Raw genomic sequence first — 2,255 nt, 5'->3', positions numbered from 1 at the left:
GATCTTTCTCTCTCAGTAAAAGAAAACAGCGCTAAGATAAGGATTGTTACAAGCAAAAACACCCATGAATTCGAGGGATCTCTTTTCTCTCATCCAATGCTCGAAATCTTAAAAGAATACGCGAGGGCAATATTTTATGAGGAAAATTTAATACTCTCATAGACAGCGCAACATTATAAGGAATGTAACAATGCCAAAAGCAAAAGCAAAAACAAAAAATATACAAACCATTTCTCCCCATCATTATATTTATCCTGGGACTCAAATACTTAAAAATAAATATGGAGAAACAAATTTAAAACTCCTTCTGGAAAAATGCTCCCTTGATAGGGAACAAGCAATGATTAATCTGCGTGAAGAACCCCTACCAGAATATTTTAATTCCACTTATCTATGCCATATCCATCAACAATTGTTTAAAAATACCTTTGAATGGGCTGGACATTTGCGCCATACCCCCTTTACATTTACAGATGGTAGTGTTGCTGCCATGCCCGAAATGAAAAGAACAGAATGGGGCAATAATTTTGCGACCAGTGAAGAAATTCCTGTACTCTTACAAAAATTAGAGCAAACGCTTGCTGAAAAAAACAATTTGCAAGACTTAACGCGCGAAGAATTTCTCGTGGAAGCAACGGATTTATTTTATTCTCTTCACAAAATCCATCCATTCATAGATGGTAATGAACATGTAGAACAAATCTTTTTTGAAAATCTTGCCAAAGCCGCAGGACATCAGTTTGACTTTTCGCTTGTCACACAACAACGTATGATGGCTGCCTGTACTGAGGCAATGCAATATGGCAATACACAACTGCTGAAAGATCTTTTTGAAGATATCTCCCATCCAGAAAAAGTTCGTCTTTTAAAAGAATTTATGGTCAACATAAACAATAAAGGACACAACGTGGATGATCGCCTTGTTATGGTAACAAAGGCAGGAGAAACCTATATGGGAGTCTATCAAGGTTGTTATGCAGAAGGTTTTGTGCTGGATATGCAAGGTACTTATATCATCGGTAACAAAGATGATCTCACACCGGAACGATTAAAAACATTAAAACCCGGAGATATAATTACCTTTACCGCCCCCAAAAGCAAAGAACTTGACAATACACTCATTCCAAAAGAAACATTAGCGCCTCTCACAAAAAGTGCGTGTGCCAGAACGGTTGCGCTCAATACCTATGTTCTTAAAGCGCAAAAGCAAATCCGGGAACACGCAAAAATTGTTTATGGCGATGCAAACACATTAAATGAACAGATAGAAGAGATTATGAAAAATCCAGAAGTAGGCCAACAGCTTGCTGATCAGATTAGGCAAAGACCGCGCTCTATTTCTCATCTTGCAGGTTTCAGTTTATGTGGTCTACAAAATCAGGCACGTGTAAGCGCGCACAATCATCTTGATGCGCTCAGTACAGCAATTGCGAACTATGCATACACTGTAGAACATACGTATCATGCAGTCACTCGAGACTATAAAATTGAGCAAGAACGCCTTGGAAAAACGGTAGAGGCCCCCAGTAAAAACTTGCAAAAGCTTTTTACCTTATCACCGGAACAACAAAAAGAAGCCCTGTCTCAATCTCTTCAATTATACCAAGAACTGCGCACTTTTATATGCAATTTAGAATATCGTCTTTCATCAAATGAGTGCAGTGCAATCAAAAATAAAGATTATGAAACACTTGCACAAAGTATTGGTGTATCAGAACAGAAAGCACGAGAGATCACCAACACTGTTCAAAAGGCCAGAGAAGCACATAAACAAACAACCTGCACACGTGCACAAAATCGTTCAAATACGCTTTCTATTGCCAGCTAAAAATATGAATCTTTGTTGTTTGATCTGAATATCCATGGAAAGAAATGTTTTAATATTCCTTCCTCCATGCCAAAAAACAGATCATTGGATAGCCTACCAGTCATTTTGCAAATAGTATATACGCCATATCCAGAGCAATTGGACAAGTGATTATGAAAATCTTTTTAAATACCATAATCACAATTGATGGAAATTACAAAAAGCATGTTTTGTTTGTCTTAGATGAAGTACATCTTCATGGTTACATAAATATTGTAAAAGAGCGTTCATTTTAGCTCATGAAATTATTCAAGAAATGTATCAAGATGAACAAATTATTCTTATGCAAGGACAACCCCCTTTACGATGTGGTCGCGCGATCTATTTTAGAAGGAAAGAAATGTTAAAAGCTGCTGAAAAGAACCGTTTTGCCCCCAAAGCACAGAAA

The 2,255-nt window shown here is 37.3% G+C and carries 1 protein-coding gene and 1 pseudogene; both read left to right on the top strand.

Annotated elements, in window-relative coordinates; all coding sequences use genetic code 11:
• Nucleotides 1-190: 190 nt before the first annotated feature.
• Entirely contained in the window at nucleotides 191-1,828 is a 1,638-nt protein-coding gene (locus ABD909_RS07130; RefSeq protein ID WP_345097260.1) for a BID domain-containing T4SS effector, read from the top strand.
• 250 nt (nucleotides 1,829-2,078) lie between these two features.
• A pseudogene (locus tag ABD909_RS08610) lies at nucleotides 2,079-2,255 on the top strand (type IV secretory system conjugative DNA transfer family protein); the annotation flags it as partial.

It is taken from the genome of Bartonella acomydis, from assembly GCF_039543025.1.
GTDB lineage: Bacteria > Pseudomonadota > Alphaproteobacteria > Rhizobiales > Rhizobiaceae > Bartonella > Bartonella acomydis.
This window is presented reverse-complemented; position numbering and strand designations above follow the sequence as displayed.

Excerpts from the sequence above, each read along its gene's own strand:
- ABD909_RS07130 (WP_345097260.1), top strand. The coding sequence starts at position 191 with ATGCCAAAAGCAAAAGCAAAAACAAAAAATATACAAACCATTTCTCCC.